At 68.0% G+C, this 26,163-nt stretch carries 29 protein-coding genes; 1 reads left to right on the forward strand and 28 read right to left on the reverse strand.

Features of this window, described 5'->3' with window-relative positions:
- Positions 1 to 8 precede the first annotated feature (8 nt).
- The 5 genes from RV045_RS03755 to RV045_RS03775 are packed head-to-tail and all read right to left on the reverse strand — an operon-like array spanning position 9 to position 4,340.
- Entirely contained in the window at positions 9 to 983 is a 975-nt protein-coding gene (locus RV045_RS03755; protein ID WP_423234431.1) for a 5-oxoprolinase subunit C family protein, read from the reverse strand.
- Complete coding sequence (locus tag RV045_RS03760; RefSeq protein WP_423234432.1) at positions 973 to 1,869, reverse strand: 5-oxoprolinase subunit B family protein; 897 nt, start codon at positions 1,867 to 1,869, stop codon at positions 973 to 975. The genes RV045_RS03755 and RV045_RS03760 overlap by 11 nt, the downstream gene beginning before the upstream one ends.
- Positions 1,866 to 3,293 (reverse strand): acetyl-CoA carboxylase biotin carboxylase subunit, encoded by a 1,428-nt coding sequence (locus RV045_RS03765; protein WP_423234488.1) that lies wholly within the window; start codon positions 3,291 to 3,293, stop codon positions 1,866 to 1,868. The genes RV045_RS03760 and RV045_RS03765 overlap by 4 nt, the downstream gene beginning before the upstream one ends.
- An 8-nt stretch (positions 3,294 to 3,301) precedes the next feature.
- Positions 3,302 to 3,550 (reverse strand): acetyl-CoA carboxylase, encoded by a 249-nt coding sequence (locus tag RV045_RS03770; protein ID WP_423234433.1) that lies wholly within the window; start codon positions 3,548 to 3,550, stop codon positions 3,302 to 3,304.
- Positions 3,551 to 3,569: 19 nt separating this feature from the next.
- A complete protein-coding gene (locus RV045_RS03775) occupies positions 3,570 to 4,340 on the reverse strand; it encodes a 5-oxoprolinase subunit PxpA (RefSeq protein ID WP_423234434.1) in 771 nt (256 codons plus the stop codon).
- A gap of 123 nt (positions 4,341 to 4,463) precedes the next feature.
- Here RV045_RS03775 and RV045_RS03780 point away from each other — a divergent pair, with 123 nt between their 5' ends.
- Positions 4,464 to 5,414, forward strand: coding sequence for a LysR family transcriptional regulator (locus RV045_RS03780; RefSeq protein WP_423234435.1), 951 nt, complete (start codon positions 4,464 to 4,466; stop codon positions 5,412 to 5,414).
- A gap of 46 nt (positions 5,415 to 5,460) precedes the next feature.
- Here RV045_RS03780 and RV045_RS03785 read toward each other — a convergent pair whose 3' ends face one another.
- The 23 genes from RV045_RS03785 to RV045_RS03895 form a co-directional block, all read right to left on the reverse strand.
- A complete protein-coding gene (locus RV045_RS03785; RefSeq protein ID WP_423234436.1) occupies positions 5,461 to 5,823 on the reverse strand; it encodes a signal protein in 363 nt (120 codons plus the stop codon).
- 195 nt (positions 5,824 to 6,018) lie between these two features.
- On the reverse strand, positions 6,019 to 7,164 hold the full coding sequence (locus tag RV045_RS03790) for an MFS transporter (RefSeq protein WP_423234437.1): 1,146 nt from the start codon (positions 7,162 to 7,164) through the stop codon (positions 6,019 to 6,021).
- 77 nt (positions 7,165 to 7,241) lie between these two features.
- On the reverse strand, positions 7,242 to 8,672 hold the full coding sequence (locus RV045_RS03795) for a sensor histidine kinase (RefSeq protein WP_423234438.1): 1,431 nt from the start codon (positions 8,670 to 8,672) through the stop codon (positions 7,242 to 7,244).
- Between the two features lie 17 nt (positions 8,673 to 8,689).
- Positions 8,690 to 8,923, reverse strand: coding sequence for a hypothetical protein (locus tag RV045_RS03800; protein WP_423234439.1), 234 nt, complete (start codon positions 8,921 to 8,923; stop codon positions 8,690 to 8,692).
- A gap of 16 nt (positions 8,924 to 8,939) precedes the next feature.
- Positions 8,940 to 10,424, reverse strand: a complete 1,485-nt coding sequence (locus tag RV045_RS03805) for a nickel-dependent hydrogenase large subunit (protein WP_423234440.1) — start codon at positions 10,422 to 10,424, stop codon at positions 8,940 to 8,942.
- A complete protein-coding gene (locus RV045_RS03810) occupies positions 10,424 to 11,479 on the reverse strand; it encodes an NADH-quinone oxidoreductase subunit B family protein (RefSeq protein ID WP_423234441.1) in 1,056 nt (351 codons plus the stop codon). The genes RV045_RS03805 and RV045_RS03810 overlap by 1 nt, the downstream gene beginning before the upstream one ends.
- A gap of 45 nt (positions 11,480 to 11,524) precedes the next feature.
- Positions 11,525 to 13,084 (reverse strand): sigma-54-dependent transcriptional regulator, encoded by a 1,560-nt coding sequence (locus tag RV045_RS03815; RefSeq protein ID WP_423234442.1) that lies wholly within the window; start codon positions 13,082 to 13,084, stop codon positions 11,525 to 11,527.
- Between the two features lie 8 nt (positions 13,085 to 13,092).
- The gene (hypE, locus tag RV045_RS03820; RefSeq protein ID WP_423234443.1) at positions 13,093 to 14,160 is read right to left on the reverse strand and encodes a hydrogenase expression/formation protein HypE; all 1,068 of its coding nucleotides are present in this window, start codon (positions 14,158 to 14,160) and stop codon (positions 13,093 to 13,095) included.
- Between the two features lie 26 nt (positions 14,161 to 14,186).
- Complete coding sequence (gene hypD / locus RV045_RS03825; RefSeq protein ID WP_423234444.1) at positions 14,187 to 15,356, reverse strand: hydrogenase formation protein HypD; 1,170 nt, start codon at positions 15,354 to 15,356, stop codon at positions 14,187 to 14,189.
- Positions 15,353 to 15,580, reverse strand: a complete 228-nt coding sequence (locus RV045_RS03830) for a HypC/HybG/HupF family hydrogenase formation chaperone (protein ID WP_423234445.1) — start codon at positions 15,578 to 15,580, stop codon at positions 15,353 to 15,355. Before RV045_RS03830 ends, hypD begins: the two co-directional genes overlap by 4 nt.
- Before the next feature lie 35 nt (positions 15,581 to 15,615).
- Positions 15,616 to 16,896 carry a Kae1-like domain-containing protein gene (locus RV045_RS03835; protein WP_423234446.1) on the reverse strand — a complete coding sequence of 427 codons (1,281 nt, stop codon included), beginning with the start codon at positions 16,894 to 16,896 and terminating at the stop codon, positions 15,616 to 15,618.
- Positions 16,897 to 16,953: 57 nt separating this feature from the next.
- Positions 16,954 to 17,832, reverse strand: coding sequence for a hydrogenase nickel incorporation protein HypB (gene hypB / locus RV045_RS03840; protein WP_423234447.1), 879 nt, complete (start codon positions 17,830 to 17,832; stop codon positions 16,954 to 16,956).
- 67 nt (positions 17,833 to 17,899) lie between these two features.
- Positions 17,900 to 18,247: a hydrogenase maturation nickel metallochaperone HypA gene (hypA, locus tag RV045_RS03845; RefSeq protein ID WP_423234448.1), complete on the reverse strand. Its 348-nt coding sequence runs from the start codon at positions 18,245 to 18,247 to the stop codon at positions 17,900 to 17,902.
- On the reverse strand, positions 18,240 to 19,499 hold the full coding sequence (locus tag RV045_RS03850; protein ID WP_423234449.1) for a hypothetical protein: 1,260 nt from the start codon (positions 19,497 to 19,499) through the stop codon (positions 18,240 to 18,242). Before RV045_RS03850 ends, hypA begins: the two co-directional genes overlap by 8 nt.
- Before the next feature lie 8 nt (positions 19,500 to 19,507).
- Positions 19,508 to 20,107 carry a [NiFe]-hydrogenase assembly chaperone HybE gene (hybE, locus tag RV045_RS03855; RefSeq protein WP_423234450.1) on the reverse strand — a complete coding sequence of 200 codons (600 nt, stop codon included), beginning with the start codon at positions 20,105 to 20,107 and terminating at the stop codon, positions 19,508 to 19,510.
- A 15-nt stretch (positions 20,108 to 20,122) separates the two neighbouring features.
- On the reverse strand, positions 20,123 to 20,341 hold the full coding sequence (locus tag RV045_RS03860; protein ID WP_423234451.1) for a rubredoxin: 219 nt from the start codon (positions 20,339 to 20,341) through the stop codon (positions 20,123 to 20,125).
- Positions 20,338 to 21,288: a hydrogenase expression/formation protein gene (locus tag RV045_RS03865; protein WP_423234452.1), complete on the reverse strand. Its 951-nt coding sequence runs from the start codon at positions 21,286 to 21,288 to the stop codon at positions 20,338 to 20,340. Before RV045_RS03865 ends, RV045_RS03860 begins: the two co-directional genes overlap by 4 nt.
- Before the next feature lie 34 nt (positions 21,289 to 21,322).
- Positions 21,323 to 21,781 (reverse strand): thioredoxin domain-containing protein, encoded by a 459-nt coding sequence (locus RV045_RS03870; protein WP_423234453.1) that lies wholly within the window; start codon positions 21,779 to 21,781, stop codon positions 21,323 to 21,325.
- A gap of 39 nt (positions 21,782 to 21,820) precedes the next feature.
- The gene (locus RV045_RS03875) at positions 21,821 to 22,141 is read right to left on the reverse strand and encodes a HypC/HybG/HupF family hydrogenase formation chaperone (protein ID WP_423234454.1); all 321 of its coding nucleotides are present in this window, start codon (positions 22,139 to 22,141) and stop codon (positions 21,821 to 21,823) included.
- Position 22,142: 1 nt separating this feature from the next.
- Complete coding sequence (locus RV045_RS03880) at positions 22,143 to 22,793, reverse strand: HyaD/HybD family hydrogenase maturation endopeptidase (RefSeq protein WP_423234455.1); 651 nt, start codon at positions 22,791 to 22,793, stop codon at positions 22,143 to 22,145.
- A 3-nt stretch (positions 22,794 to 22,796) separates the two neighbouring features.
- Positions 22,797 to 23,528, reverse strand: coding sequence for a Ni/Fe-hydrogenase, b-type cytochrome subunit (gene cybH / locus RV045_RS03885; RefSeq protein ID WP_423234456.1), 732 nt, complete (start codon positions 23,526 to 23,528; stop codon positions 22,797 to 22,799).
- 69 nt (positions 23,529 to 23,597) lie between these two features.
- Complete coding sequence (locus tag RV045_RS03890; RefSeq protein ID WP_423234457.1) at positions 23,598 to 24,227, reverse strand: HupE/UreJ family protein; 630 nt, start codon at positions 24,225 to 24,227, stop codon at positions 23,598 to 23,600.
- A 79-nt stretch (positions 24,228 to 24,306) separates the two neighbouring features.
- On the reverse strand, positions 24,307 to 26,163 hold the full coding sequence (locus RV045_RS03895; protein ID WP_423234458.1) for a nickel-dependent hydrogenase large subunit: 1,857 nt from the start codon (positions 26,161 to 26,163) through the stop codon (positions 24,307 to 24,309).

Genomic DNA, 26,163 nt, shown 5'->3' on the forward strand with positions numbered 1-26,163 from the left:
CGGACAGTTCACCCCAGCGCCGCCCTCTGCCTCTCCAGCCTTGCGCGGCGCTCAGCGCGGGCGGCCAGCGCCTGGGCCATATCGACCCGGACGAAGCGCGCCGTGTGGTTGGGCTGCATCTGGGCGATCAGGTCCATGTCGGCGCTGATGACGGTGCCGACCATGGCGTAGCCGCCGCCCGAGACCGCGTCACGGTGCAGGATGATGGGCTCCTTGCCCGCCGGGACCTGGATGGAACCATAGGGGTAGCCCGCGTCGACGATGTTGGACGGGTCCGAGCCTGCGCCAAAAGGCGGCGTGCGCTCGTGGAACTTCAGCGGCGTGCCGCCCTTGAAGCGGTAGCCGATGCGGTCGGCCTCGGGCGCGACGCGCCAGGTGTCGGCGAAAAAGCTCTGCACCGATTCGTCCTGCAGGCGGTGGAAGTACAGGCCGGGCAGCACGCGCAGTTCGACCGCCTTGCTCAGGGGCAGGCGCAGCGCCGCGTCCAGCGTCCGGCCGGGGCGCGCCGCCGGGCTGGGCTGGCCCACGGGCAGGACATCGCCCGCCTGCAGGCGCCGCCCGTCCAGGCCGCCAAAAGCGCCCAGACCATAGGTCGATCGGCTGCCCAGTACCTCGGGCACCGCAATGCCGCCCGCCACCGCGATGTAAAGCCGCGCGCCCAGGCGGAAGAAATCAAACGCCAGCGTATCGCCCGCCTGCACCGCAAAGCTGGTGTACAGCGGCACCTCGGCGCCGTTCAGGCGCGGCACGCACTGAGCGCCCGTCAGAGCCACCAAGGCGGGCGCGTCAAAGCGCAGCTCGGGCGCCATCAGCGTACATTCCAGCACCGCTGCGCCGTCCGGGTTGCCGACCAGCGCGTTGGCCTGCTGATAGTTTTCCTGGTCCATGGCGCCTGACAGCGGAATCCCCAGGTGGTAATAACCGGGACGGCCCGCGTCCTGGACGGTGGTGGCCAGACCGGGCTTGATGATCTCAATCGCCATGGAGCACCTGCAGCAGTTTCTGGTTGTAGGAATCCGGGGCGGCCAGAAATTCCGGCAGCGAGAAAGTCACCGGACGCATGGGCAGCGTATAAGTGCCCGCTTCGACTTCGGCCAGGATGCGGTCATATTCGGCGCGGTCGATGGGTTTCCATTTGACGATATCGCCAGGTTTGAAAAACACCATCATGTCTTTCAGATAAGGCAGTTTCTGCGCCGGATCGAATATCGGTGCGGGCGTCACGCCAAACATCTGATAACCGCCCGCGCCACGCACCGAATAGATGCAGCTGAAGCAGCCGCCATAACCCAGCGTCAGTTTGGGCGTATCGGTGCGCGGGCTGAGGTATTTGGGCACTTCCAGCTGGCGCTCGCGCTCAACCATCTGGAAGAGAAACGGCAAGCCGGCCACAAAGCCGACCATGGAAACAAACCACGGCGCGCTGGAATGCGCTTCGATGAAATCTGCCACCGAGCTGAAATGGTTGATGCGCGCGGCATATTCCAGATCGGTGCTGGACGGGTCCTGGTGGCGCTCGCGAAAGCGCATCAGGGTTTCGTGCGTCCAGGGGTCGTTGTAGAGCACCGGCACCTCGATGATGCGCGTGGCCAGATCGCCTGGCGCGTCGCCGACCGACTGCTCGATCTCCTGCATCACCCGCACCATGTCGTCCGGCGCGATCACGTCCGGGTCAAAGCGGACCTGGAAAGAGGCGTTGGCCGGGCAGATTTCGCTCACGCCCGGCAGGGCGCGCTCGCGCAGCGCGGTGCAGATCGCCATGCCTTTGAAGAAGGCGGGCAGCGACATGGATTCGCTGATTTCGACGAAAACGTGCTCGTCGCCGCCAAAGGTGTAGCGGCTGGGGGCCGCTGCGGGGGTGGGACTCATGCGGGGTCTCCTGGTTTTGCGGCGGAGTTGGGTGCGGTTTGTGCAGTTTGTGCGGGAGAAGTCAGCGGATGCGAGGCCAGCCAGGGCTCCAGAAAGCCGGTGTGGAACTGCGCCGCGACCACTTCGGGCGCAGTGCACAGCGCCAGGTGCAGCGGCGCCGTGGTGTGCACGCCCTCGACCTGCAGCTCGCCCAGCGCGCGGCGCAGACGGCGCAGCGCCGCCGGGCGGTCGTGCGCGTGCACGATCAGCTTGCCCAGCAGCGAATCGTAGTAAGCCGGGACGCTGCAGCCCGCGAACATCAGGGTGTCAAAGCGCACGCCGGGGCCACCGGGCACGCGCAGCGCGCTGACCTGGCCGGGACTGGGGAAGAAGTTGCGCGCGGCGTTTTCGGCGTTGATGCGCACCTCGATGGCGGCGCCGTTCAGGGCGATGTCCTCCTGGCGCAGGCGCAGCGGGTGGCCCAGCGCGATGCGGATCATTTCCTGCACCAGATCGACGCCGGTGACCATTTCGGTGACCGGATGCTCGACCTGGATGCGCGTATTCATCTCGATGAAGAAGAATTCGCCCGTGGTCTCATCAAACAGGTATTCCAGCGTGCCCGCGCCCCGGTAGGACACGGCGCGCGCCAGGCGCAGCGCGGAATCGCACAGCGCCGCGCGCGTGGCCGCATTCAGCACCGGCGAAGGCGCCTCCTCCCAGACCTTCTGACGGCGGCGCTGCAGCGAACATTCGCGCTCGAAACAGTGGATGACGCGCTCGCCATCGCCCAGAATCTGCACCTCGATGTGGCGGGCGCGAGCAATAAATCGCTCCAGATACACGCCGCCGTGGCCAAAGGCCGCAGTGGCCTCGCTGATGGCCTGCGGCAGTTGCTGGCGCAACTCGGTCGCGTCGTTTGCGACACGGATGCCGCGCCCGCCACCCCCCGCCGAGGCCTTGATCATGACCGGCCAACCCATGGTTAGTGCGACCTCTACGGCCTCGTCGGCAGAGGCGATTTCGCCCGCGCTGCCCGGCACCGTCGGCACCCCGGCCGCCATGGCGGCGGCGCGTGCGGCGGCCTTGTCGCCCATGGTGCGTATGGCCTGCGGCGTGGGGCCGACAAAAACCAGCCCGGCCTGCTCCACGCTCTCGGCAAAGGCGGCGTTTTCCGACAGAAAACCGTAGCCTGGGTGGATGGCTCCGGCGCCGCTGTCGCGGGCGGCCTGCAGCAGCGCCGCGCCGTCCAGATAGCTTTTGCTGGCGTGTGCGGGGCCGATGCGCACAGCGGCGTCGGCCAGGCGGACGGCCAGGCTGTCGGCATCGGCGTCGCTGTAGACGGCCACCGCGCGCAGGCCCAGATCCTGCGCGGCGCGGATGATGCGCACGGCGATCTCGCCCCGGTTGGCGACCAGCACAGTGTCGAAGCGGTCCTGCGCCATCGTGCGCCTCACGCCAGCTTCAGCACGGCCAGCACCTGGCCCGGATCGACGGGCTCGCCGCTGGGCGCCGGGAAGGACAGCACGGTGCCCGCCGCGTCGGCGGTGATTTCGCTGAACTGCTTCATCACCTCGACCAGGCCAATCACATCGCCGACGGCAACGGCATCGCCTTCGGATTTGAAGGGCGGCGCCTCGGGGCTGGGGCTGCGGTAAAAAGTGCCCGGCAAGGGGCTGAGAATTTCGTGGGTGGCAGACATATCAACTCCGGAAAATCAATCAGGCGCTGTGCGCGGCCAAGGCAATGCCGTTCGCCAGCAGGGTATCGCGCGTGGTCTGGATCAGGGCCAGCGCGCCGGGGGTATCGCTGTGTATGCAGACAGAATCAAACTCGATCGCCATGGATTCACCTTCCACCGTCTGCACCGTGCCTTCGCGGCAGGCGCGCAATACTTTGGCGGCCACAGCCTGCGGGTCCAGCGCACCAACGCGGCGGGTAAAAACAATCGAGCCGCTCAGATCGTAATCGCGGTCGGCATAAAATTCGCGCACCACGCGCAGGCCGCGCTGCGTGGCCACACGCCAGGTCACCGAACTGGCCATACAGTACAGGTACAGCTGCGGATCAATTTTCAGGACGGCATCGACCAGCGCGGTGGACAGCGCCTCGTCCTGCGCCACGTGCATATACAGCGCACCGTGCGGCTTGACGTGACGCAGCGTGCTGCCATTCAGGCGGGTGAATTCGCGCAGCGCACCCGTCTGGTAAATGAAATCGTTCACCAGCTCATCCACGGACGCCTTGATCGGGCGGCGGCCAAACCCCACCAGATCGCGAAAGCCGGGGTGCGCGCCCACGCCCACGCCATGCTGGTGGGCCAGTTCAACCATACGCCGCATGATATTCGGGTCGCCCGCATGAAAGCCGGTGGCGATATTGGCCGAGCTGATGAGCGGCATGATCTCTTCGTCCACGCCGTCGCCAATCTGCCAGGGGCCGAAACCCTCGCCCATATCGGAATTCAGATCGATCGATGTTTTCATAAGCATCACGCCGTCGTCCGGCGGGGCTGGTGAGTTGCTGGTCGGGCCAGTCTAGAAAGCCATCAGCAATCTGAAAAGTAATATAATCAGAAAGCTCGTTATCTTATTTTCCAACACCCAGGGTTAACCATGAGTTTCTCTCTGCGTCAGCTCAGATACTTCACGGCAGTGGCCGAACTGGGGCGGATCTCGCAGGCGGCGATCCAGCTCAATATCTCGCAATCGGCCGTCACCACCGCCGTGCAGGAGCTGGAAGCGCTGCTCGGGCAAGCGCTCTTCGAGCGCCATTCCTGGGGCGTGGAGCTGACCGAAATGGGGCGACGCTTCCTGAGCCACGCCTACACCGTGCAGGGCGCGGTCGATGACGCCCTGCGCCTGACCCCGCCTGAAACGCCCGTGACGGGCACGCTGGTACTGGCGGCCAGTTACACGGTGCTGGGGTATTTCCTGCCGCACCATTTACAGCGCTTCGAGCAACGCCACCCCGGCATCGATATTCAGGTGCACGAGGTAGCGCGCTCGGGCATTGAATCAGGGCTGATGTCCGGGCAGTATGATCTGGGCGTCCTTCTGACCTCGAATGCCGCCCTGCCCGATCTGACGCTGGAAACTTTTTTTGGCTCGCAGCGGCGTTTGTGGGTGGCCGCCCGGCACCCGCTGCTGGATCGCGCCGATATCACCCTGGCCGACGTGGCGCAGCAGCCCTATATCATGCTGACGGTGGACGAAGCCGACGTCACCACGCTCAAATACTGGTCGAATACCCCGTGGACGCCCAAAGTGCGGCTGTGTACCAGCTCGGTCGAAGCGGTGCGCAGCATGGTCGCCAATGGCCAAGGCGTGACGATCCTGTCGGATATGGTTTACCGCCCCTGGTCGCTGGAAGGCGGCCGCATTGAAACCCTGAATCTCACCGAAACCATACCCACCATGAATATTGGCCTGGGCTGGCGGCGAGGTCAGGAACACAGCCCGGCGATGAAAGCCTTCCGGGATTATTTCAAGCAGGTGTTTCAGTATCCGGCAGCGGGAAAAACCGGGAAACCCGTAAAACCGGCCAGCGGACGCGGGCACCCATAAAAAATGGCCCCGAAGGGCCATTTCATTCAGGCGCAACCGGATGCGATTATTTGTCGCAGGTCTGGCCCTTGGCCACATGCGCGCCCTTGGCCTTGGCATCGGCCAAGGTCATGTACTCGCCTTTTTTGGTTTTGCCATAGTACTTGGTGCCTTCGCAGTGGAAGACCTTGCCGTTGACCCACACCTTGCCATCGCCACCGCCTGCAGCAGGGGCCGTGGCCGGAGCCGTTTTGGCGGCCATTTTGGACGGAGCTGCTTTGGGGGCAGCAGTCGGAGCGGCTGGCGCAGCCGGGGCCATGGCTGCCGGCTTGGTCATAGCGGCATCTTTGGCGGGCGCCATAGCGGTCTGGGCCAGCGCCGTTCCGGTCAGGGCGATACCAGCGATCAGTGCGAACAGGGTTTTTTTCATGGTGATTCCAGAGGGGTTCAAAAGACCAGACCGGTCCCGAAGGGCCAGGCTCACCCGGGTTCAGCGGGCTTGCGGCTTTTGAGACCTGATTGCGACGGACGTTCAATGCAAAATCAATTCATAACAAATCATTTTTCGATGCATTGCACTATTTAATGTGTTGCGTAGCCCGCTGCAGTCAGTCGGTCTGCACCCTCAAGCCCGCCGCCGCAGAATCCCCGACAGCGCCAGGCTCAGCAGCACCAGCGGCAGGCCGATGCCGAAGGTCCAGCGGATGCCTGCGTGCTGGGCGACAAAGCCCAGCAGGGGCGGCGCGAGCAGGAAGCTGACGAACGAGGTCTGCGCCAGCGCCGCGACGTTGACGGCAGCGGGTTTGTCGGTGAGCTGCGCGGCGGCCGACATGGCCAGCGGGAACATCACGCTGGTGCCCACGCCCATCAGCGCGAAACCCAGCAGCGCCATCCAGGGCGCGGCGGCGAAAAACACCAGCACCACGCCGATCAGCAGCGTTACCAGCAGCGTGCGCGCCACGACGATGGGGCTGTAGCGCTCGACATAGCCGTCGGCAAAATAGCGCGCCAGGGCCTGCGACATGGCCCCCAGCGTCACCGCCAGACCCGACACCACGGCGCTCGCGCCAAAGACATCGCGCATGTAAATGGCCGACCAGTCGATGCCCGCGCCCTCCATCACCATGGCCGACATCACCAGCGCGACCAGCAGCAGAATGGTGCGCGAAGGCCGCACCACATGCGCGGCTTCGGGCGGCGCGTCCTGCGCCTCGCGGTGCGGTGCGGGCTGAAAGCCCGACAGCAGCAGCATCGTCAGCACAGCCGCCAGCGGCACAACCAGCGCCAGGTGCCACTGCGGGCTCAGGCCCACGCGTGCGGCCAGGGTGCCGATCAGGCCCGCGCCGAAAAAGCCGAAGCTCCAGAAGGCGTGGGCGCGGTTCATGATGCGCACGCCGCCCTGGTGCTCGACCCGGTCGGCTTCGAGGTTGACGACGATCTCGATCAGGCCGATCAGCAGACCGGCCGGCAGCAGGCACAGAAACAGCGCCAGCGGCCCGGTGGCGTGCGAAGCCACAGCGTAAAACGCCGGAACGATGGGCGTGAGCCACAGCAGCACGCGCCGGTGCCCCAGGCGCTCGATCCAGCGTCCGCCAAAAGTCAGCGAAATCAGCGTGCCCATGGCCGTACCGATCAGGCCCAGGCCCAGCTGGCCCTCGGTGACGCCCATGGTGCGCTGCAGCTCGGCCAGGCGCGGGAAAAATCCCCCCAGGCAAAACGAATAAAGAAAAAAGCCCGCGAAGACGCGGTGGTGGGCTTGCAGGGATTTCATGGCAGCGTCGCCTGGACCGGCGCTTCAAAGGGGTGGATCAGCAGTGCTGTTAGCGTTAGCAGCCCTGCCAGTCTAGCTCAGGCGGTGCGCTCGGCCACGGCGGGCAGGCGGATGCTCAGGCAGGCGCCGCCGTCAGGCCCGTTGCCCGCGATCAGACGTCCCCCGTTCTGCTCGAGCAGGCCGTAGCTGATCGACAGCCCCAGGCCGGTCCCCTTGCCCACCGGCTTGGTGGTGAAGAAGGGGTCAAAAATACGCGGCAGGTGATCGTTGGGGATGCCGGGGCCGTTGTCCTGGAAATCCAGCACCACCTCAGCGCCGTCGCGGTGGCTGCGGATCAGCAGTGCGGGCGGTACGGCGCGGGCGCGGCTGCGTTCGATCTCGTCGGGTGTGACGCCGCAGGCCGAATCGTGCGCGTTCTGGATCAGGTTGAGCGCCACCTGCAGCAGCTGGCCGTCGTTGGCCTCGGCCCAGAGCGGCTCGTCGCCCAGCTCCAGGCGAATCTGAAAATGGCTGGATTCGGCCTTGCTGACCCATTGCGCGGCCTGCTCGATCACCGGGCGGACGTCGATCACGCAGCGCTGCGAAGGCTGAACCGCTGAAAAACGCTTCAGCCCCTGGACGATGTCGGCGGTGCGGTCGGCGCCTTCGACCAGGCCTTCGGTCAGATCGGGCAGATCGTCCAGCACATGGTCGATGCGCCACTGGGTGCGCAGCGCGTCCAGCTCGGCGGCTGCGGCGCCGCTGTGCATGGCGCGAACGTAATCGCCCAAGCGGCGGTGGTAGCGCTGCAGCGCGTCGACATTGCCCAGCACGAAGCTGATCGGGTTGTTGAGCTCGTGCGCCACCCCCGCCACCAGGCGGCCCAGCGAGGCCATTTTCTCGGCCTGCAGCAGTTGCTGCTGGGTGCGCTGCAACGCCTCGTGCGCCTGGCGCAGCTGTGCGTAGGCCTGCTGCAGATCACCCAGCGGACGCCCGACCAGCACAAAACCCGGCTGACCGCCCTGGGGCGTGGTGCGCGGCGTGCAGCGCAGATCGACGGGAACTTCGCCTCCCGCCGCATCCAGCAGGTGAATTTCGAGCGCCACGCTAGGCCGCGGCGCGCTGCCCGGCGTGTCGTCCAGACTGGCCTGGCCCAGCGCCTGAAAGACCTGCTCCAGCCGCTGCGCATCGCGCTCTCGGGCCAGCAGCGCCTGCACGGGCTGGCCTTCGATCTGCTCGGCGCGGCGCCCGACCAGCTCGTGCAGCGCGGTGTTGGTCTGCTCGACGCGCCCGGCCGCATCCACCGCCAGCAGCACGTCGCTCATGCTGGACAGCAGGCTGACGATGAACTGCTGGCTGGCCTGCAGGCGCTCGTTCTTGGCCTCAAGCTCGATTTCGTCCTGCACCAGCTGCGAGTACACCGCGTCCATGCGCTGGATCACATCCAGCCACATGCCTTCGTCCACCGCGCCTTCGCGCTCCCACGGCGCGGCGGCGGGGTCGATGAGGGGGGTTTGGGTGGGGATCATGGGCGATGAGGATCGGTTCAGGTCTGAAGCTGCTCCCGCGACAGCCCCGGGGCGTCGGCCACTTTCTGCAGCGTCACCTTACGGGGTCGTCGGGCCGCCTCGATCTGGGCGAATGCGGCGCTGACCACCGCATGGGGAATGGTGCCGGGCGCAAAGCCGTACAGCCGCACAAACTCCGCATAAGGAACGACTACAAAGGCCGGATGGCCATCCGCACCCAGCAGGGTCTGGAACTCAGTACGTGCGTTCATCGCGTTTCCTCACGGCTCAATGCACCGTACACACCATACAAGGATCAAACGACCGCACCACGTGCTGCACGGCGACGGGTGTGCGCTCGCCGGGGCGCACTGGGGTGCCGACCAGGGCGGCTTCCAGTGCGCCGGGGGTGCCTGCCGCGTCGCGGGGCGAGAAGTTCCAGCTGGTGGGCGCGACGATCTGATAGTGGCTGATGCGGCCCTGCTCCACCGTCAGCCAGTGGCCCAGAGCGCCGCGGGCGGCTTCGGTCAGGCCCACGCCGTGCGCGTGCGGCGCAAAACCGGGGAGCGCCCCCGACTGGAAGGGCTGACCGGGCTGCAGGGCCTGAAGTGCCTCCTGCATCAGGGGCAGCGCGCGGGCCAGTTCGACCACCCGGGCCAGCACACGCGTCCAGACGTTCGCGCCGCTGCGCGACACCGCATCGCAGACCAGCGCCTGGCCCGAGAGCACCTGGCGGGCGATGGCGCCGGTTTCCATCACCTGACCGTGCCAGCGCGGCGCCTTGTTCCACGTGTAGGCGCCAGGCTTGTCGGCGCGCGGCTGGGTCAGCCCGGCCTGGGGCGCGTGCTGGCCATCGGCGTACCAGGCGTGGTGGTTGTCCTCGGTGACGCCCTGGGCCAGCTCGGCGACGGAACGCACGGTCGCGGGCAGCAGGTCCGCCGCATTTGCCGGGGCGCTGACCGTGGCGCAGGTACCGGACGGCCACAGGCCACCCCAGGCGCCGTGGGTGTAGAGCTGCGCCCCGCTCACGCCCTGCCCGGCCAGGTCCAGGCTGTGCGCGGCCTGCGCGAACAGGGCGAAATCGCCGTGCCGGGCCGGGCCCTGCAGCCAGCGTTCCAGATCGGCCTGCGACTGCAGCGCCAGCAGCGATTCAATGCGGTCGCCCAGCAGCGTTTCTTCGACGAAGGCGGTGAATTCGCGCACCGTGGCCAGCAGGCGCAGGCGCTCGGCGGCTGTGACCGCGCGCGACGATCCTCCCGGCCCAATGCTGTGCGTGTGCGGCCAGCGCCCGCCCAGCAGGCCCAGCACGGTGAAAAAGCGCTGGCGCGCCGCCACCGCCGCCCGCGCTCCAGCGCCGCTGTGCGCGGCAAAACGGTGCGACACGGCCTCGAACCAGGGCTGGCTGGCGTAAATCGGCCGGGCGAAATCCGGCATGAAGAACAGGTAAAAGTGCGTCAGGTGATCGGCCAGGTTCTCGGTGGCCAGCATCAGGCGGGTGACGAGATCGCCGTTGGCCGTGGGCTGCACGCCCAGCGCCTGGCCCAGCGCCAGCGCCGCCGCCACCGACTGCGACACCGAACAAATGCCGCAGATGCGCGGCACAATGACCAGCGCGTCCAGCGGATCGCGCCCGACGAGCATGTTCTCGAAGCCCCGGTACATGGGCGCGGTGACCCAGGCCGCCTCAACGCGGTCACCGGCCACGTCCAGACGCACTTCCAGGTCGCCCTCGACGCGGTTGAAGGGCCCGACGATCAGACGCTGGCGCTCCATCAGCCGCCCCGGTTTTTCAGCCGCGTGCGCCGCAGCACGGGCGGCGCGACCACGTGGTCGGCCGTGGCATTGGCCTTGACGCGCGCGGGGGTGGCGCTTTTGGATAGCGACGCCAGCGCCACAAACCAGGCTTTGGGCATGTCGGTCGGCAGCCCGATGGGGATGCCCGCCAGCTTGGGCGTGGCGTGGAAGGCGTGCCCGGGATTCTGGAAACCCGGCTCGGTGCACGAAATGCAGGCGTAGCCGCCGCGCGTGCAGCTGCCCTCGCCGTTCCACAGCCGGGTGTTGCAGTCGGCGTGCGCCTGCGTGCCCTTGCAGCCCATGTGCTCCATCATGCAGCCGAGGTCGGAGGGCTTCTCGGCGCTGGCCTTGAACTCGTAAAACTCGTTGCGCGTGCAGCCGTGGTGGACCAGCTGGTCGGCGTAAAAGCGCGGCCGGGCCAGCGGATCCAGATCGGCGGGCGTCCAGGCCCCGTCGGCCAGCGCGGTCAGGCTGTCGATGACCCAGCCGGGATGCGTGGGGCAGCCCGCCACATTGATCACCGGCCAGCCGGCCTGCGAGACAAAACCTGCGCCCAGCAGGCCACCGGGCTGGTCGTCGTCGTACTGCAGGCCGCAGGACTGCGTGGGGTTGTGGCCCAGCGCGCTGATGCCGCCAAAAGCCGCGCACGAGCCCACCGCCATCACATAGCGCGCCCGCTTCGCCAGGCGGTTGATCCAGTCCATCATGGGCACACCCGTGCCCGCCAGCAGGTGGAAGCGGCCCGTGCCGTTCGGGCCACGCACCACGGCACCTTCGACACAGAGCACGTCAAGCGCCTGCTCGCCGCTGGCGCAGCGCTCCAGCAGCGCGATGACCTCGTCGCCACTGGCCAGCGACAGGCTGGGGTGCCAGAGCATATCGATGCCCGCGCGCGCCAGATGCCCGTTCAGGTCCGGCACATCGGCGCACAGCAGCGACATGGTGCAGCCGCCGCAGCCACCCGACTGCAGCCACAGCACGCGCAATGGCGACGGGCGCGTGCTGCGGGTGGGGCTGATCGGGTCTGGGTTCATGGGATTCTGGCGGTGGGAGATGTCTCAGGGGGATTCTGCGGGGGGCTACTCCAGCCCCAGACGCTGCATCTTGCCACGCAAACCCACGCGCGACAGGCCCAGCTCCTGGGCGACGCGGCTGCGGTTCCAGCGGTGCTGCTCCAGGCTGGCGGCGATCAGGCGTTTTTCGACCGCATCGACGCGGTCCTGCAGGGTTTCGCCCGACTGCAAGGGCGCAGCCAGGGCTTCCCAGTCGGCCGGATCCAGCGGGGCGACCGGGGTGAGCGGGGTTGCGCTGTCTTCCGCGCCGGGCAGATCAGCCTCCAGCGGGCCGCGCGGAGACAGCGGCTGCGGCGTGGGCGACGTCAGCGACCGCACAGGCCCCAGGACATCTGCGAAACAGTCCACCGTCAGCCGCGTGCCCTCGCAGGCCAGCACGGCCTGCAGCAGGGTGTTGCGCAGCTCGCGGACATTGCCCGGCCAGGGCTGCTGCTGGATCAGGGCCAGCGCCTCGGGAGCGAGAGCCAGCGACGGACGCGCCAGGTGCGCGCACAGGTCGGGCAGCAGGGTCTGGGCGATAGCGGCGATGTCGCCTGCGCCCCGGTCTCGCAATGGCGGAACGTCCAGACGCACCTCGGCCAGACGGTAGAACAGGTCTTCGCGGAAACGCCCGGCGCGCACGTCGTCGTGCAGCGGACGGTGGGTGGCCGCGACCACGCGCACATCGACGGAGATGGGCTGGGTGGCGCCGACGGGACGCACTTCGCCCTCCTGCAGCACGCGCAGCAGCTTGACCTGGAAGGCGGGCGACGTATCCCCGATTTCGTCCAGGAACAGCGTACCGCCGTTGGCGCGCTCGAAAAGACCCGCGTGGTGGCTGACCGCGCCGGTGAAAGCGCCTTTGCGGTGGCCGAAGAGTTCGCTCTCCAGCAGGGTGTCGGTCAGCGCGGCGCAGTTTTCGGCCACGAAAGGCCCGGTCTGGCGCGGACTGGCGTAGTGCATGGCGCGCGCCAGAAGCTCTTTGCCCGTGCCCGATTCGCCCAGCAGCAGCACGGCCACATCGTGCACGGCCACGCGCGCCAGGCTGCGGCACAGCGCGTCCATGGGGCTGTCCGGCCGGCGCACGATGCGGTCCATGCCAAACACCGTCTGCAGCTGCTGCTGGCGGCGCTGGACCTGGCGGCGCAGGCCACCTGTGCCCTTGCGCAGTTCGAGGTCCAGCCGCTGAACGCTGTGCGTCAGCTCGGTGGCCTGCACCGCCTGCATCACGCTGTTCAGCAGATCGGCGGCGCGCCAGGGCTTGAGCAGGTACTGGCAGATGCCGGCCTCGTTCACGCCCCGGATGATGTCCTCGCTGTCGGTGTGGCCTGAGATGATGAAACGCACCACCTGCGGCCAGGTGTCGCGCACTTCCTTGAGGAAATCCACCCCGCTCAGGCCGGGCATGCGCTGGTCGCAGATCACCGCCGCGACCTCGTGCGCCTGCAGTGCCTCGCGGGCCTGGGTCGCGTCGCTGGCGCACAGCACGTCGAAATGCTCCTCCAGCGCGCGGCGCATGGCCGCCTGCGACTGGCGCTCGTCATCCACGACGAGCACGGTCAGGCCGGTGTGGGCAGAGCTGTCCATGCCGCCCTTCAGCAGATGCGCGGCAGCTGCTCGCCGCTGAGCCAGTCCACCATGCGCTGGCCGCCCAGCTCCGTGGTCATGCGCACGAAATGGCTGTCGTCAGCGACGACCTCGCCGATGCGCACCGCGCCCGCACCCAGCGGATGCGCGCGCAGCGCAGCCAGCGCAGCTTCCTGGGCCTGCGGCGCCACGATGACGATCATCTTGCCCTCGTTGGCGACATAGAGCGGATCCAGCCCCAGCAGCTCGCAGGCCGCATCGACCTGCGGCAGCACGGGGATGTCGGTTTCGCGCAGGTGCATGCCCACGCCCGACTGCACAGCGATCTCGTTGAGCGTCGTGGCCAGGCCACCGCGCGTGGGGTCGCGCAGCACGCGCAGGCTGTCTTTGTCAGGCAGCGCGGCCAGCAGCGTGGCCACGAGGCCGTTGAGAGCGGCCGAATCCGAGACAATCTGCGTCTCGAACTCCAGCGATTCGCGCTGCGACAGAATCGCCACGCCGTGCTCGCCCAGCGAGCCCGAGACCAGGATCACATCGCCCGGCCGCGCGCGCGTGCCGTCGGCCGCGATGCCCTGGGGCAGCCAGCCCAGGCCCGTGGTGCTGATGAAAACGCCATCGCCCTTGCCGCGCTCGACCACCTTGGTGTCGCCCGCCACGATGGCCACGCCCGCCTCGCGCGCGGCCTGGCCCATGCTCTGCGCGATGCGCTGCAGGTCGGCCAGCGGATAGCCTTCTTCCAGAATGAAACTGGCGGTGAGGTACATCGGCGTCGCGCCCGACATGGCCACGTCGTTCACGGTGCCATGCACGGACAGCGAGCCAATATCGCCGCCCGGAAAGAACAGCGGCGAGATCACGTGCGCATCGGTCGCCAGCACCCAGCGGCCGGGGCCCAGGCCACTGGCGTCGGGCAGCGTCGTGCCGTCGTGGCCCTGGCGCAGCAGCGGGTTGTCAAAGGCAGCGACAAACAGCTCGGTGATGAGCTGGTGCGCGGCACGGCCGCCCGCGCCGTGGTTCATGTCCACGCGGCCGGTGCGGAGGTCCAGCGGACGCTGGTAGTTTTTGCGGGTCGCCATGGGGCGCGTCTCCAGAGGGATGTGGATCAGGCCGGGGCGCTGACGGGGGCGCTGACGATGGGGATATCGCGCCAGCGGCCGAAGGAATAATGCGCGGCGCAGGCGCCTTCGCTGGACACCATGCACGAGCCCATGGGCGTCTCGGGCGTGCACACGGTGCCAAACAGTTTGCAGTCCTGCGGCTTTTTGACGCCGCGCAGGATGGCGCCGCAATCGCACTGCTTGTGGTCGGGCACGCTGCGGTATTCGCTGGGGAACTTCACCTCGGCGTCCCAGGCGGCGTATTCGGGGCGCAGGCGCAGCGCGCTGGAGGGCACTTCGCCCAGGCCGCGCCACTCGAAGCTGTCGCGCAGCGTAAAGACCTCGTCCACCACCGCCTGCGCCGCCTTGTTGCCGCCGGGGACGACGGCGCGGGTGAATTCGTTCTCAACCTCGTGACGGCCCTCGTTGACCTGGCGCACCAGCATGGCGATGGCCTGCATCACGTCCAGCGGCTCGAAACCCGCCACCACCACCGGCTTGGCGTGGTCACGCGCGAAACCGTCATAAGGCTCGGTCCCGATGATGATGCTGACGTGCGCCGGGCCGACAAAACCGTCCAGCCGCACGCCGCCCGCCTCGCGCTCGATCTGGCGGTGCTGCTCGCTGGACAGCACGTGCACGATGGCCGGAGGCGTCAGCACGTGGCAGCACAGCACGCTGAAGTTGTCCACCTGCGCGGCTTTGGCCGATTTCAGCACCAGCGCCGTGGGCGGGGTCGTGGTCTCGAAGCCGATGGCGAAGAACACCACCTGGCGATCCGGGTGACGCTGCGCCAGCGCCAGCGCGTCCGCCGGGGAATAAACCATGCGCACATCCGCCCCCTGCGCCTTGGCCTTGAGCAGCGACAGCCCGTCCGACGCGGGCACGCGCAGCGTGTCGCCGTAAGCGCACAGAATGACGCCGTGATCCAGCGCCAGGCGGATGGCCTGATCGATGCGCCCGATGGGCAGCACGCAGACCGGGCAGCCTGGCCCGTGCACCATCTGCACATTGGGCGGCAGCAGGTCGGCCACGCCGTAGCGCGAAATGGCGTGCGTGTGGCCGCCGCAGAACTCCATGAAATGGTACTCGCGCGCCGGATCGGCCTCGGCGGCGATGCGCTGCGCCAGCTGCTGCGCCAGTTCGGCGTCGCGGAATTCGGTCATGTACTTCATGCGGGGCTCCCGGCGGGCAGCTCGGCAAACAGCGCCAGCGTGCGCTGCGCCTCTTCGGGGTCGAGCAGGCCGATGGCGTGCCCGACATGGACGATGACGTAATCGTCGACCTGCGCCTGCGGCACCAGGGCGATGGAAATGCTTTTGCGCACGCCGCTCAGGTCAACCAGCGCCTGCTGGTCCTCCTGGAGGGCCACGACGCGGGCGGGAATGGCCAGACACATATGAATCTCCTGAATGCTGAAAATCGGGATGGGGATCAAGCCAGCAGCCCGGCAGCGACCCAGGCCTGCCCCAGCGCCAGCCCGGCGTCGCCGCAGGACACCTGACGCGGCAGGGCCATGCGCCAGCCGCGCGCCTGACCCTGCTGCAGCACATCGTCGCGCAGCAGGGGATTGAAAAAGCAGCCGCCGCCCAGCGCCACGCGCACGGGGCCAGGGCCGGGGCCGTACAGCTTGTGCGCCTCGGCCTCCAGCAGGGCCACCAGCCGCGCCGCCAGCAGGCGGTGGAAGGCGAGCGCCGCTGTGTTGATCTCGGCCTGGAGCGATTCAGACCCCGTGGGCCTGGATCGCGCCGTCTGGCCCAGCGCCAGCGCCTGGCGCATCAGCGCCCACCAGGCGTCGTCGCTGGCCGGATCGGCAGCGGGCGGCAAGACAGCGGACGTATCGCCGCCCGCCACCACAGCCGCCTGCGCCGCAGACTGCAGCGCCAGCGCGGCCTGGGCCTCGTGCTGCTGCACCTCGCACAGACCGAGCAGCGCGGCCATGGCGTCAAACCAGCGCCCCGCTGCCGTGGTGGCCGGGCAGTTCAGGCCGCGCGCCAGCATCTGGGCCACGCCCGACACCTGCGCGGGCGGTATCGCGCCGCGCAGGCTGGCGTCCTGCACGTCCAGGCCCAGCGCGTGGGCGACGCTCAGGCGCAAGCGCCAGGGCGCCACAGCCGCCGCATCGGCGCCCGGCAGGGCCAGCGCGGGCAGCGTGCCCACGCGACGCATCTGGCCGCCTTCGATGCACAGCGCTTCGCCGCCCCAGGCCGTGCCGTCGGGCCCCAGGCCCACGCCGTCCAGCGCCAGGCCCAGCACGGGATCGCCCTCGTGGGTCCGCCAGCCCTGCTCGGCCATCACCACGCCCAGATGCGCATGATGATGGGCCACGCCCACGGCGGGGACGCCCAGGCGCTCGGCCACTTCCAGCGCGCAGTGGGTGCTGAAAAAATCGGGATGCAGGTCGTGCGCCACGGCCTGAATGGTGGCCAAACCGGTCTGTTCGGCCTGATCAGCCAGATCGATCAGCGCCTGCACGCTGGTCTGCAGCGCGGCGCAGGCCTGCGGATCGCGCAGATCGCCATGGCTGTCGCCCGCAGCCAGCAGGCCACTGGGGCGCCAGTGCACGCGATCGCCGTCCAGCCAGCAGGCGGTGTTCTTCAGGAAGGCGCCCAGCGCCAGCACGCGCACCGGCGCCGCCAGCGGCAGACGCTGAACGCCCGCAGCATAGGCATCAGGCAGGGCAACTGACGGTGTGGGATTAAACGGCGCGTTCATGGGCGGTTCATGGACGGTTCATGGACAGTCAATAGACAGGCAGGTCGCGGGCTGGAATCAGCGGGCGCGCAGCAGCCAGTCCAGCCAGGCGTCCATGCCCTCGCCCGTGCGGGCCGAGAGCTGGATCACCTCGATGGCCGGATTCACGCGGCGCGCGTAGGCGATGCAGGCGTCCACATCAAAATCCAGGTGGGGCAGCAGATCGGTCTTGTTCAGCACCATGATCTGCGCGGCGGCGAACATGTCGGGGTATTTCAGGGGCTTGTCCTCGCCCTCGGTGACCGACAGGATGGCGACCTTGGCGTTTTCGCCCAGATCCCACAGCGCTGGGCAGACCAGATTGCCGACGTTTTCGATCATCAGCAGCGCGCCGGGCGCGTGGGTGTGGTCGTGGTGATCGTGGTGATCGTGGTGATCGTGAGAATGACTGTGATCGTGCCCGTGGCCATGACCGTGCGCATGCAGCGGCAGGCGCGCGAAGGCTTCGGCGACCATGGGCGCGTCCAGGTGACAGCCCTTGCCGGTGTTGACCTGAATGGCGGCGGCGCCGGTCGCGCGGATGCGGTCGGCATCGTTGCTGGTCTGCTGGTCGCCTTCGATGACGGCCACGGGCAGATCGGGCAGGCGCTGGCGCAGTGCCAGAATCGTGGCGCACAGCAGCGTGGTTTTGCCGGATCCGGGGCTGGAGACCAGGTTGTAGGCGGTGACGCCGTGGCTCTCGAAATGCGCCCGGTTGGCCGTGGCGACGCGGTTGTTGGCGTCCAGCACGTTCACTTCCAGCGCGATGGCGCGTTCGGCGCTCATGCCCGGCACCGACACGCGCGCGGCGTTGGCGCCAAAGTGCAGATCGCCCGTCACCGCATCCACCGACACGCCTTTGGGCGCTCCGGCCTGGCCCTGCCCTGTCACATCACTGCATCCGCACACCACACACATGGCGATCTCCCCACATCAAAAAAATCACTGAACAAGCACTTTAGCGGACCCGGCGCCAGGGCGGGTCTCAATCATCCTGAACCCGCAGATCGACCACGCGCAGCTCGGTGCCGCTGGTCGGCTGAAGCTGGTGGCTGCCGCAGCGCGGGCAGGCGTCCAGCCGCGATCGGATCTCCACCGACTCGCTGCACGGCATGCACCAGGCCTGCGCGGGCGGCTCGTCGATGTCGATGCGTGCGCCCTCGAACAGGCTGCCGGGCTGCAGGCTTTCCAGCGCGAAACGCAGCGCGCGAACCTCGACTCCCGACAGCGCCCCGGCCTCCAGGCGCAGCGCGGTGACGCGGGCAAAACCCTCGCGCCGCTGGCTGTCTTCCAGCACCTGCAGGATGCCTCCGGCCAGACTCATTTCATGCATCAGGGTTCTCCAGCGGCACACAGGGGTCGAAAACCGCGATCCGGCGCCGCGCTTCAGAAGCCTCCAGCCCGGCCAGGCTGGCGGCCAGCGCGCCATCGGGGTGCAGGTGCCATTCGGTCGGCGCCAGCACGCGGAAATCGCGCACACGCCGGGGGGTGTCCGGCGCAGCGTCTGGCGCCTGGGGCTCCAGCTGCGCCCAGTGCAGCAGCACGCCGCGCGCCATTTCGGTCCAGGCCAGCCCTTCATGCTCGCCCGTGCGCAGGGCGCCGCTGCGCAGCCAGTGCGCGCCGTCCGGGGCCAGCAGGCGGGCCAAATCAACCCAGCGCATCACGAGGCGCGTCCAGGCGTCCAGCGGGCGCTGCGTGACGGCGCTGTCGCCCAGGCGCAGCCAGGGGCCACACTCGTGCGGCTGGCCGTCGATATCGGGCATCTGCGCGAAATCGTCCTGCGTGCGCAGCCGCAGGGCCAGGTGGCGCAGCGTGGTCTCGCGATCGGCACGCAGCATCACCGCGGCAGGGTGGGCCAGCGCCTGAGCGCGCTGCGCGTTCTCGGTCCCCAGCAGCGCCTGCAGCCAGATTGATCCGGGGGCCTGCGGCCGCGCAGCGATCTGCTCGCGCCAGGCCCTGTCCAGCCCGGGCAGGCCAGCGGGTCCGTGAGCATCGAAAGCCGCCAGCGTCGCGGCCAGGGCACCGCTCTGGCCCAGCCAGACGGTGTCGATCCAGTCGCGGGTGTGGTCCAGCAGGGCCTGCGCGGCATCGGCATCGGCGCTGGCAGATGCCGCCATCAGACGCGGCAGCGGCGACGCGGCCAGCATGTCGTGCGGCAGGCCGGGGTAGACCGCGCCGGGAGAGGCCGCACCGTGAGAGGCCGCACCTGGAGAGGCCTCGGGGGCGCCCCCGCCGTCCATCCAGAAGCGCTGAAGATGCTCGCGCACCGTCGCCAGGCGCAGGCGCCGCGCCATCGCGGTTGGTTGCGGACCCTGCAAGGCGCTGAGAGCGGACAGATCATCGGGCGCCGCAGCCGCCACGGCCAGTGCGCGCTGCGCGGTGTCGGCCTGGGCGCTGCCGCACAGGGCAAACAGGGTGCCCACGCGGGCCGGAACCCCCGCCGCATCGGCGCCGCCCAGCCACTGGCGCAGCCAGCCGCCCAGCAGCACCGGTCGGCGCAGTGACAGCGGCGGCGTCTGGCCGGGCTGCAGGCGCAGCACGCCCATCAGCGTGGAAAGTCCTGACTGACCCGATGAAGCGGACACAGCGGCCATCAGGCCACCCCGCCGCGCAGAAACCAGCGCCGGGCAGGCTGAGGCGACACATCAGGCGGTGCATCAGGCGCTGCGGCAGCGGCCTGCGCAGTCACAGCAGGAACAGGCTCGGTGGCAGGCGGCAGGGCTGCAACGAAAAGCGCGTCCATCACCGCACGGGCGGTGGCCACGGCGGCGGCCTGGTCGGCAAAATCGGTCATGGGCGAGAACAGCGAGCACATCTCGAAAGGCCCCAGGCCTTCTTCGCTACCGCCAATGAAATCAAACACCTGCGCCGCAGCGCCCTGCCCCACCCGGCGCACGCCCTTGTGGCCCAAGGGCAGCACCTCGCAAGACAGCGACAGCGGCAGGCGCAGCAGCGACATGGTCCAGGGCGTGATCAGCACGCCCGTGCAGCCCAGAGCCTGCTGGCTGGCTGGCGAGCTGCCCACGGCCCAGGCCTGTTCGCGAAAACCTTCCAGCGCCACGCTCAGGCCCGGGTGGACGATGGGCAGCCCGGCCATGCGCGTCTGCGCGATGTGCACGAAGCGCTGGCCCAGACCGCGCAGCCTGGCCTGGGCCAGACGGCCCGGCAGCATGACACCCGGCGCAGCAGACATGCAACCGCCGCCGCGTCAGTCGCCCAGGACCATGAACTGGTCGGGCGGGCAGTCGCAGTTCGGGCAGCGCCAGTGCGCGGGCAGCGCCGTGAACGGCGTCCCGGCCGGAATCTGCCACTGGCTGTCGCCCTGGGCGGGGTCGTAGACCCACCAGCAGATCTTGCATTCCATGCGCGCGTTATCGGGCAGCCGGGCGGCGTCGCCCAGGTAGCTGCCCTCGAAGCCGCTGCTCATGCCGGGGTCTCCACGGCGCCACTCTGCGCGGAGCGCATCCAGTCCAGCACGTCGGCCAGGCGGGCCTCGGCGTCGACCAGGTCTTCGGGCGCGGCGGTCACGACTTCAGGCAGTCCGGTGATCTCGACACTGTTGAGAATCACCGTCTCCTGCGAGTTGTAGTACACCACGCGCCAGGTGTCGGGCGTGAGCGAATTGGTGATGCGGCAGTTGCCGTAACCGCGCGACAGGATGAGGATGCGGCCGGTGCCCAGCTGGTGGTCCAGGAAGGCGATGTCCAGCGGCGTCATCGGCAGCAGCGTCAGGTTGATGACGTGCGCAGCCGGGGTCTGTCCGGCGGCAAGCAGCGTGGCGCGGTCGCGGCACTGGCCCTGGATTTCGATCAGCAGCGGCGTGGCGTTGAGCACACCGTCGGGCGCGGGCGTGTCCAGCAGGCGCTCCAGGCGCTGCGCCTGGGCGACATCGGCCTGCAGCGCTTCCAGCAGCGAGGGCGGTACGGCGCCAACTTCCACGCAGTCGTCCACCACCTGATCGCCCTGCCAGCGGATGACGCGCCAGACGCCGGTGTAGACCGATTCCTGGATCTGCGTGTGCGCGCCGCTGGCGTCGGGCAGGATGCGGGCGCTGACTTCGCCCTCGCCCAGCGCCTGGTTGACGATCTGCAGGTCCGGTCTGGCCAGCGAGCGCAGCGACACCGCGCCAGCGGCCCGGCCAAGGCTTGCGGCGTGCAGCGCGGCGCGGACGGCTTCCAGCGCTTCGATGGCCGGGATGTGGCCGTCCAGCGCCTCAGGCTCGGGGAGCTGCGGGGCGCGGTAGGTGGCCATGCCCTGGGGCATGGTGATGTAGTCCAGCTCCTCGTCCTCGGTGTGCGAACCGGGGCCCAGATCGGTGATGACCGGAATGGGGAAAGCGGGCAGATGGTCAAAGCGGCCGGTGGGGGTGCTCATGGGGAAATCCTGGGCAAAAACGGTGAAACAGGCTTCAGTGGTTGTGGCCGCAGGCGCTCGCGCTGGTCCCTGCGCCAGCCGCCACCACGGCGATGCCAATGCCCGGAGCGCGGCGCGCGGCCTGCTGGCGCAGCGCGCCGATGCGGGTCAGGTAGACGTCCCAATCCAGCATTCCGGCCACGGTTTCAACGTACTGGCCGTCGCGCAGGAAAATCAGGCTGGGCCACTGCTGGGCGCCATAGCGACGGGCGATGGCGTCCTCGCTGGCGGTCGTGGCGATGGCCATGTGCCACTGGCCGCCAAAGTGGGCGTTCAGCTCGGGCAGCACCACGGCCACGTCCAGGCCTTCCGGAAAGCGCACGGGGTTGCCCGCCAGCAGGATGACCTGCTCGCCGCCCTGGGCCAGGAAAGCGTCCAGGCCTGCGCTGTCCAGCCAGGTGGCGCCGCACTCGGTGACCAGGCGGGCAAACAGGGGGTGTGGGGTGTCGCTCATGGCGCGGTCCAATCCGGAAAACAGTCCGAAAAAAGTCGATCAGGCCCCGGTGAGTCGCGCCAGCTCGTGCGCGCTCATCCGGGAGGGCAGCATAAAGCCTGCACCGTCATCGGCGCAGGCGTGAGGGTCTTGTCCGGCCGGGGCCATCGAGGCTTCGACCAGGTCCAGCACGGCGTTGACTTCGGCGGCGCGCCCGGGGGAGATCACCTCGCGGGCGCTGTCCAGAAACATCAGCACCCAGTCGCCGGGCGCCAGATCACCGACCAGCAGGGAGCTGATCCAGCGCTCCTGGCCGCGGCCCACGCACAGAGCGCGGCCCGGCGCCAGTTCGCGCACCTGCATGGGAATGCCGATGCACATGTCAGGCTCCACTGCCGGGCTGGCCGGGCAGCGCGGTCATCAAAAAGCGTTCGTCGCCAACGCGGCAGGCGTCCACCTCGCCAGGGCGGCCCGATTCGTAGGCGGTCATGGACAGCGTGGGCACGGTCACGGCCTCCTGGCCGCTGGGTGCGGCCTCGCGCGGCGTCACGGTGATGCCCTGCTCGCGCAGCCACTGCACGGCCATGCCCAGCGCGACCTCCAGGCTCTGCTTGACCACCGGGCGCAAGCTGCCGCCGTAGTCTTCCAGTTCCTGCGGCTGGCAGCCCAGCAGCACGAGATCGTGCGGGAAGTGTCCGGTGAGCTGCGCCAGCTGCAGCACCTCCTGGAAGCCAGTCTGGTGCAGGCTCATTTTCTTGGCGCCCATGAAACGCGGCACGTCATCGTTGCGGATGACCTTGAGCGTTCCGGGCGCCAGGCCGTAGTCGATGGCGTCGAAAATCAGAAGCTTTTGAGCCGACTGCACGAACTGGATCAGGTAAAGGCCCTGGGTTCCCCCGTCGATCAGCTGGATGGGCGGCTCGAAGGTGTAGCGCTGCTGCAGGGCTTCCACGCAGCGCACGCCAAAGCCTTCGTCGGCCCACAGCACATTGCCAATGCCAAGGACGGTGATGTCAGAGCTGTCCGGCGTCATCGTTCAGTCCTTGAAAGTCCGGTAACCGGAAACCATGGTGCTGATGATGCTCTGGCGACCCATGATGTCCTCGCGCACGGCAGCGTAGATGTGCACGATGATGAAAATGATCATCGCCCACATGCCGAAATGGTGCCAGGTGTGCACGTCCTGCGACTGGCCAAACAGCGGAATCACCCAGCTGGAAAACAGCGTGTTGGCCCAGCTGCCGTGTCCGGCGCCCTCACCGTACAGGGCGAAACCCGTACAGATCATGAACAGGCCGCAGACGAAAAAGCCCAGCAGCATGCCCGCACGCGCGAGCGGGTTGTGGCCCACATAGCGGCCCGGACGCTTGCTCAGGAAGGCGTACCACTTGATCATGCCCAGCAGCTCGGTCCAGTATTCCTTGCGGTGCAGCGGGATGCTGAACATCTCGCGGGCATGGTGGTTGCCGACAAAGCCCCAGTAGATGCGGCCCAGCAGCGCAATCGCCATCACATAGCCCGACGTGAAGTGGGCGAAGCGGATGTAGCCCATCAGGAAGTGGTCGCTGGGCTCACCCGGCAGGGTGGGCAGCGGGCTGCCGATGAAATAGCCCGTGACGCACAGCGTGACGATGCAGAAAACGTTGACCCAATGCCAGATGCGCACGGGCGCTTCGTAAACATAAACCGAGCGGATGGCCTGGCCCTGGCGGGCCAGTTCCTGCTCCTCGGGGGTGCTGCCGGTGCTGAGTAAAGGGGTGCTGCTCATGATGCGTGTCTCCGCTAAGGTAGTTGTTGGGCAGGCCGCCCGCCGGGCGGCCTGCCAGTCACAGCAGGATCAGATCTGGCTGAACAGCGCCAGGCCCGCAACGCCCAGGCCCAGGCCCGCACCCGTCAGCAGCTTGCCCGTGTGCTGGCCCAGCCAGCGGCGCACCGACAGACCGGCCATCACACCGCCCGCGTGCAGCGCGGCCGTGGTCACCAGGAAGCCAATGGCGTAGGTAACAAAACCGGTGGCCGGGGTTTCGGCGCCATGCGCCAGGCCGTGCAGCGAAGCGGCAGCAGCGATCAGGCCCAGGCCCAGACCTGCGGGCAGCTGGCGGGTTTCAGGGCGGGCGGCCAGCACCAGCATGGCGCCAAACAGCACCACGCTGAGGCTGATGGCGTGCTCGACGAAGGGGATGGTCACGCCCGACCAGCCCAGCACCGCGCTGACGACCAGCGCCAGCATGAAGGTGGCCGGGCCCTGCCAGGCCTTGCTGGCGGGCAAGGCGAACACCGACCAGACGCCAACGGCGACCATGGCCAGCAGGTGATCCAGCCCCAGCGGGTGAACAAGTCCGGCCTCCAGGCCGTGGGTGCCGTGGCCGGTGTGGGCCTGGGCCAGGCCCGCTGCCGTGGCCAGACCGGCCGCAACTGCGGCGCCGCGCAGGCTGCGACGGGCGGTGAGGGATGTCAGATCAAACATGGTGATTCCTTCTCTTTTCGTGAACGGGACGCCGGGCGGACCCGGCGGCCGAGTATCAAGCAAGACCCGTGCCCGAGGGTCAGCGGACCTTGACGGTGGCCATTTCCTGGCCGTCTTCGCTCATGACGTGCGTCGAGCAGGCCAGGCAGGGATCAAAGCTGTGCAGCGTGCGCAGGATCTCGAGCGGCTGCTCCGGATTGACCATGGGCGTGTTCATCAGCGACGCCTCGAAGGCGCCGATCTGGCCCTTGTGATCGCGCGGCGAGCCGTTCCAGGTCGTGGGCACCACGCACTGGTAGTTCTCGATCTTGCCATCCTTGATGCGGATCCAGTGGCCCAGCATGCCGCGCGGGGCGGCGACCGTGCCCACGCCCTTGGCCTCTTTGGGCCAGGTAGACGGATCCCACTTCTCGGTGTTGGCCGTGGCGCGGTCGCCCGACTTGATGTTGGCGATGAGCTGGTTGTAGTCGTCCACCATCATTTCAGCGGCGTACTGCGATTCCAGCGCGCGCGCCAGGGTGCGGCCAATGGTCGTGGGCAGCAGCTGCTTGAGCGTGAACTGCGTCTCGGGCAGGCCCAGCGCCTTGGGGATGCCGGAGTTGATCATCCCGGCCGAGTAATCCACCTGCTCTTTCACGCGCTGGCAGTACTTGTTGCCCTTGCTGGCGTGTACATAGCCCAGGATGTAGCGCGACAGCGGACCGACTTCGACCGCGTGACCGCGCCAGCGCGGCGACTTGATCCAGCTGTATTTGGCCGATTCGTCCAGCTGCTCGATGGCCGTCTTGGTGCCCTTGGTGCCCGCGCCCAGCGCGTAGTTGGGTTCGGTGACGCCGTCCCAGGGGTGCAGACCCTTGGTCTCGTCAGCGTACTTGTACCAGCTATGGGTCACGAATTCCTGCACCTGCTCGGGGTCGCGCGGATCGATCGGCAGGATCTCGTCCCAGTTGCCGTTCAGGATCACGCCGCCCGGCAGCTGCTGCGTGGCGTGGTCGTAGGGCACTTTCTCGTAAGTGCCGTAGTCGGCCACATTGGTCGCCGACAGGCCACCGCCGTGCAGCCAGCCCGCGTTCTTGTAAATGGTGCCGATGGCCAGAACGTCCGGGATGTAGACGTTGTTGTTGAACTCGACCATCTCGTCGATCAGGCGCTTGACGAAGTTCAGGCGTTCCATGTTGATCGGCGCCCCGGCGGCCATGTCGCCGTCCAGGTTGATGGCGCAGGGCACGCCGCCCACCAGGTAGTTGGGGTGCGGGTTTTTGCCGCCGAAAATGGCATGGACCTTGACCCATTCCTTCTGCATGTCCAGCGCTTCAAGGTAGTGCGTCACGGCCATCAGGTTGGCTTCGGGCGGCAGCACATAGGCCTTGGAGCCCCAGTAGCCGTTGGCGAAGGGGCCCAGCTGGCCGGATTCGACAAACTTCTTCAGGCGGTTCTGCACGTCGCGGAAATAGCCGGGGCTGGAGAGCGGGTGGCTGGGCGACACCATCTGCTGGAGTTCGCTGGTCTTCTTCGGGTCGGCCTTCAGGCAGTCCACGACATCGACCCAGTCCAGCGCATGCAGATGGTAGAAGTGCACCGCGTGGTCGTGGACCTGCAGCGTCTTGGCCATGATCTCGCGGATCAGGTGGGCGTTGTGCGGAATGCGGATGCCCAGCGCGTCTTCTACGGCGCGTACCGAGGTCAGCGCGTGGCAGCCCGTGCACACGCCGCAGATGCGCTCGACAAAGGCCCACGCGTCACGCGGATCGCGGCCCTTGAGAATCACCTCCAGACCGCGCCACATGGTGCCGGTGGAGACCGCATTGCGGATGACGTTGTTGCTGTCGAGGTTGACCTCGCAGCGCATGTGGCCCTCGATGCGGGTCACGGGATCGACGACGATGCGGCGTCCGCTGTCGTCCAGGTTGAAGCCTTGGGTGGAATAGGCGGTCAT

The sequence above is a fragment of the Amphibiibacter pelophylacis genome (genome assembly GCF_037688875.1).
Classification (GTDB): Bacteria; Pseudomonadota; Gammaproteobacteria; order Burkholderiales; family Burkholderiaceae_C; genus Amphibiibacter; species Amphibiibacter pelophylacis.

Bases quoted from the DNA above. Each gene is read 5' to 3' on its own strand.
- RV045_RS03755 (WP_423234431.1), bottom strand. From the start codon at position 983: ATGGCGATTGAGATCATCAAGCCCGGTCTGGCCACCACCGTCCAGGAC.
- RV045_RS03760 (WP_423234432.1), bottom strand. From the start codon at position 1,869: ATGAGTCCCACCCCCGCAGCGGCCCCCAGCCGCTACACCTTTGGCGGC.
- RV045_RS03765 (WP_423234488.1), bottom strand. From the start codon at position 3,293: ATGGCGCAGGACCGCTTCGACACTGTGCTGGTCGCCAACCGGGGCGAG.
- RV045_RS03770 (WP_423234433.1), bottom strand. From the start codon at position 3,550: ATGTCTGCCACCCACGAAATTCTCAGCCCCTTGCCGGGCACTTTTTAC.
- RV045_RS03775 (WP_423234434.1), bottom strand. From the start codon at position 4,340: ATGCTTATGAAAACATCGATCGATCTGAATTCCGATATGGGCGAGGGT.
- RV045_RS03780 (WP_423234435.1), top strand. From the start codon at position 4,464: ATGAGTTTCTCTCTGCGTCAGCTCAGATACTTCACGGCAGTGGCCGAA.
- RV045_RS03785 (WP_423234436.1), bottom strand. From the start codon at position 5,823: ATGAAAAAAACCCTGTTCGCACTGATCGCTGGTATCGCCCTGACCGGA.
- RV045_RS03790 (WP_423234437.1), bottom strand. From the start codon at position 7,164: ATGAAATCCCTGCAAGCCCACCACCGCGTCTTCGCGGGCTTTTTTCTT.
- RV045_RS03795 (WP_423234438.1), bottom strand. From the start codon at position 8,672: ATGATCCCCACCCAAACCCCCCTCATCGACCCCGCCGCCGCGCCGTGG.
- RV045_RS03800 (WP_423234439.1), bottom strand. From the start codon at position 8,923: ATGAACGCACGTACTGAGTTCCAGACCCTGCTGGGTGCGGATGGCCAT.
- RV045_RS03805 (WP_423234440.1), bottom strand. From the start codon at position 10,424: ATGGAGCGCCAGCGTCTGATCGTCGGGCCCTTCAACCGCGTCGAGGGC.
- RV045_RS03810 (WP_423234441.1), bottom strand. From the start codon at position 11,479: ATGAACCCAGACCCGATCAGCCCCACCCGCAGCACGCGCCCGTCGCCA.
- RV045_RS03815 (WP_423234442.1), bottom strand. From the start codon at position 13,084: ATGGACAGCTCTGCCCACACCGGCCTGACCGTGCTCGTCGTGGATGAC.
- hypE (WP_423234443.1), bottom strand. From the start codon at position 14,160: ATGGCGACCCGCAAAAACTACCAGCGTCCGCTGGACCTCCGCACCGGC.
- hypD (WP_423234444.1), bottom strand. From the start codon at position 15,356: ATGAAGTACATGACCGAATTCCGCGACGCCGAACTGGCGCAGCAGCTG.
- RV045_RS03830 (WP_423234445.1), bottom strand. From the start codon at position 15,580: ATGTGTCTGGCCATTCCCGCCCGCGTCGTGGCCCTCCAGGAGGACCAG.
- RV045_RS03835 (WP_423234446.1), bottom strand. From the start codon at position 16,896: ATGAACGCGCCGTTTAATCCCACACCGTCAGTTGCCCTGCCTGATGCC.
- hypB (WP_423234447.1), bottom strand. From the start codon at position 17,832: ATGTGTGTGGTGTGCGGATGCAGTGATGTGACAGGGCAGGGCCAGGCC.
- hypA (WP_423234448.1), bottom strand. From the start codon at position 18,247: ATGCATGAAATGAGTCTGGCCGGAGGCATCCTGCAGGTGCTGGAAGAC.
- hybE (WP_423234450.1), bottom strand. From the start codon at position 20,107: ATGTCTGCTGCGCCGGGTGTCATGCTGCCGGGCCGTCTGGCCCAGGCC.
- RV045_RS03860 (WP_423234451.1), bottom strand. From the start codon at position 20,341: ATGAGCAGCGGCTTCGAGGGCAGCTACCTGGGCGACGCCGCCCGGCTG.
- RV045_RS03865 (WP_423234452.1), bottom strand. From the start codon at position 21,288: ATGAGCACCCCCACCGGCCGCTTTGACCATCTGCCCGCTTTCCCCATT.
- RV045_RS03870 (WP_423234453.1), bottom strand. From the start codon at position 21,781: ATGAGCGACACCCCACACCCCCTGTTTGCCCGCCTGGTCACCGAGTGC.
- RV045_RS03875 (WP_423234454.1), bottom strand. From the start codon at position 22,141: ATGTGCATCGGCATTCCCATGCAGGTGCGCGAACTGGCGCCGGGCCGC.
- RV045_RS03880 (WP_423234455.1), bottom strand. From the start codon at position 22,793: ATGACGCCGGACAGCTCTGACATCACCGTCCTTGGCATTGGCAATGTG.
- cybH (WP_423234456.1), bottom strand. From the start codon at position 23,528: ATGAGCAGCACCCCTTTACTCAGCACCGGCAGCACCCCCGAGGAGCAG.
- RV045_RS03890 (WP_423234457.1), bottom strand. From the start codon at position 24,227: ATGTTTGATCTGACATCCCTCACCGCCCGTCGCAGCCTGCGCGGCGCC.
- RV045_RS03895 (WP_423234458.1), bottom strand. From the start codon at position 26,163: ATGACCGCCTATTCCACCCAAGGCTTCAACCTGGACGACAGCGGACGC.